Annotated in this window: 4 protein-coding genes; 2 read left to right on the top strand and 2 right to left on the bottom strand. The window is 65.2% G+C overall.

Annotation, left to right across the window (positions count from 1 at the left end):
- Nucleotides 1-150: 150 nt before the first annotated feature.
- A complete protein-coding gene (locus WA702_RS15810; RefSeq protein ID WP_425111472.1) occupies nucleotides 151-420 on the bottom strand; it encodes a BolA family protein in 270 nt (89 codons plus the stop codon).
- Between the two features lie 110 nt (nucleotides 421-530).
- Here WA702_RS15810 and WA702_RS15815 point away from each other — a divergent pair, with 110 nt between their 5' ends.
- Nucleotides 531-1,178, top strand: coding sequence for a J domain-containing protein (locus tag WA702_RS15815; RefSeq protein WP_425111473.1), 648 nt, complete (start codon nucleotides 531-533; stop codon nucleotides 1,176-1,178).
- Between the two features lie 56 nt (nucleotides 1,179-1,234).
- On the opposite strand, the gene WA702_RS15820 is transcribed toward WA702_RS15815, so the two are convergent.
- Nucleotides 1,235-2,332 (bottom strand): citrate synthase/methylcitrate synthase, encoded by a 1,098-nt coding sequence (locus tag WA702_RS15820; protein WP_425111474.1) that lies wholly within the window; start codon nucleotides 2,330-2,332, stop codon nucleotides 1,235-1,237.
- 83 nt (nucleotides 2,333-2,415) lie between these two features.
- On the opposite strand from WA702_RS15820, the gene WA702_RS15825 reads away from it, so the two are divergent.
- A partial coding sequence (locus WA702_RS15825) for a helix-turn-helix domain-containing protein (protein ID WP_425111475.1) occupies nucleotides 2,416-2,597 on the top strand: 182 nt, incomplete at its 3' end.

Raw genomic sequence — 2,597 nt, forward strand, 5'->3', positions numbered from 1 at the left:
TTCCGCTTCCGCGTCCTGCGCCGCGAGCGCAACCGCATAACCGCGCTCCGTATCGTTCCGGTGCCGCGCGGCGAAGCGGAAGAGGCGAGGCCGCGGCGCGCCGGCACCGCATTCTAGCGGCGTTGCGTGGTTGCCTGCGCGAGCGTAACGTCAGCCTTCGCCCGGCGCCTTGATCTGCAGCGCCAGCGCGTGAACCGAGCCTGCGAGTTCCGCAGCCAGCGCGGCGTTGATCATGCGATGGCGTTCGACCCGGCTCTTGCCGGAGAAGGCCGGCGACACGATATGAACTCGGAAGTGCGTCTCGCCGCCCGGCCGGTGGCCGGCGTGGCCCTCATGCAAATGTGACTCGTCCTGGACTTCGAGGCTTTCTGGCGAGAAAGCTTCGCGCAACTTCTTCGTGATAGCGTCTTTGGTGCTCATGGTCTGCGGCAATACGCATCAAAATAATTTTCGTCAATCGGCCCGTCCCCTCTGAGGTATTCGCAATGTCAAGACTTGAAGCTTTTAGCGTTGCGTAGTCAAAGTCTGTCATGCCGATCGATTCATCCAAATTTTTCGACTCCATCCGCATCAAGCCCAAAAAGGCGGCTTCGCGGCAGCCGGCGGTCGCACGCGAAGCCGTGCAGTGCCAGTGGCCTGACTGCACGAACAAGGGTTCGCATCGCGCGCCGAAGGGCCGCGAGAACGCGCGCGAATATTGGCAGTTCTGCCTCGATCATGTGCGCGAGTACAATCAGTCCTATAACTTCTTCTCGGGCATGAACGCCGAGGCCGTGGCGCGCTATCAGAAGGATGCGCTGACCGGTCACCGGCCGACCTGGAAGATGGGTGCCAACACCTCGGCCAAAGGCAAGGGTGGCGCCGAGGGCGATCTCGACGGTGCTTCCGATCCGTTCAGCGTGTTCGCCGAGATCAACGGGCGCGGCAGCTGGCGGCCGGGACCCGACACGACGCAGAAGAAGGCCGAGACCCGCAAGGTGTTCAACGCCGAGCGCAAGGCGCTGCAGGTGATGGGCCTCGGACCCGACGCGACGCTCGAAGACGTCAAGGTCAAGTACAAGGCGCTGGTGAAGCAGCATCACCCCGACGCCAATGGCGGCGACCGCTCCACCGAGGATCGCCTGATCGAGATCATCAAGGCCTATAATTACCTTAAGACCGTGGTGCGCGCCTCCTGATCGCGCGCGTGATGCGGCAGCGTTGAACGCTGCCGCTAATTGTCTTCCCTCAACGCTCAATCCCGCACAGCCGGCGTCGCGCCGATGTAGGACGAGCTCGGCCGGATCAGCCGCCCGGTGCGCTGCTGCTCGCGCGCATGCGCGGTCCAGCCGGCGGCGCGCGCCACCGCGAAGATCGGCGTGAAGGCCTGCCGCGGGATCTGCAGCGCATCGAGCAGGATCGCGGTGAAGAATTCGACATTCGTCTCCAGCGGCCGATTCGGATTCTTCCGCCGCAGCGCTTCGCGAATATAGGCTTCGACCTCGCCGGCGAAGGGCAGGTCAGCGCCATTGGCAGCGAGCTTTTCGATCGCGGCTTTCAGCACGTCGGCGCGCGGGTCGCGCACGCGATAAATGCGATGGCCGAAGCCCATCAGCCGCTCGCCGCGCGCCAATGCATCGTCGACCCACGGCTTGATGCGTTCGCGCGTCCCGATCGCGTTCAGCATGTCGAGCACGGGCTCGGGCGCGCCGCCATGCAGCGGCCCGGTCAGCGCGCAATAGCCGGCGGTGACCGCGGCGAACAGGTCGGCCTGGGTCGACGCCACCACCCGCGTGGTGAAGGTCGAGGCATTCATGCCGTGATCGCAGACGGTCACGAAATAGGCGTCGAGTGCGGCCACCTCGCGCGGCGCTGGCTTTTGGCCGCGCAGCATCGTCAGCGTGTCGGCGGCATGGCTTGCGGACGGATCGGGCGCGATCGGCTCTTGACCATTGACGCGCTGCACCAGCGCACCCGCGATCACCGGACCGGCGCCGACGATGGTCGCCTCATGATCGAGCGCGTCCTCCGCGCGCAGCGCCGCGACACCCACGCGGAAGCCGTCGATGATCGACATGCCCTGGGAGGCAGCCAGCAGTTCGGGCAGATGGGCGAAGGTATGCTGGCGTGCCTTGCCGAGGCTCGCCTGCACCTCGGCTTCGCTCACGGTACGTCCCTTCGCTCCGCTCCACAGCCGCGCCGTCACGCCTTCGAAATTCGTGGTCGCGGCGAGGTCGGCGACGCGCTCGCCGGCGATGATCAGTTCGCCCTGCTCGCCGTCGACATGGCTCAGCAGGGTTTCGGCGGCTGGGACGCCGTCCCGCCCGATCGGGGTCTTGGCGTGGATGTTCACAGCGGATCTCCTGTCAAAATGGTTGCCGGGCGTAAACGTCGATCGTGTCGACAGATTGATCAATCTTGATTATGCAAATCAATATGAAAAATTCCTCCGGCCTCTATCTGTCCGCCCGCGAGGCGGCGGCGGAGCTCGCGATCTCGCCGGCAACGCTTTACGCGTATGTCAGCCGCGGCTTGATCCACTCCGAGCCGTCGGTGGATTCGCGCAGCCGCCGCTACCGCGCCGAGGACGTTCGTGCGTTGAAGGAGCGCCGCGCGCC

This window comes from Bradyrhizobium sp. (assembly GCF_049798375.1).
GTDB lineage: Bacteria > Pseudomonadota > Alphaproteobacteria > Rhizobiales > Xanthobacteraceae > Bradyrhizobium.

Coding starts and splice junctions, on each gene's coding strand:
- WA702_RS15810 (WP_425111472.1), bottom strand. CDS start 420: ATGAGCACCAAAGACGCTATCACGAAGAAGTTGCGCGAAGCTTTCTCG.
- WA702_RS15815 (WP_425111473.1), top strand. CDS start 531: ATGCCGATCGATTCATCCAAATTTTTCGACTCCATCCGCATCAAGCCC.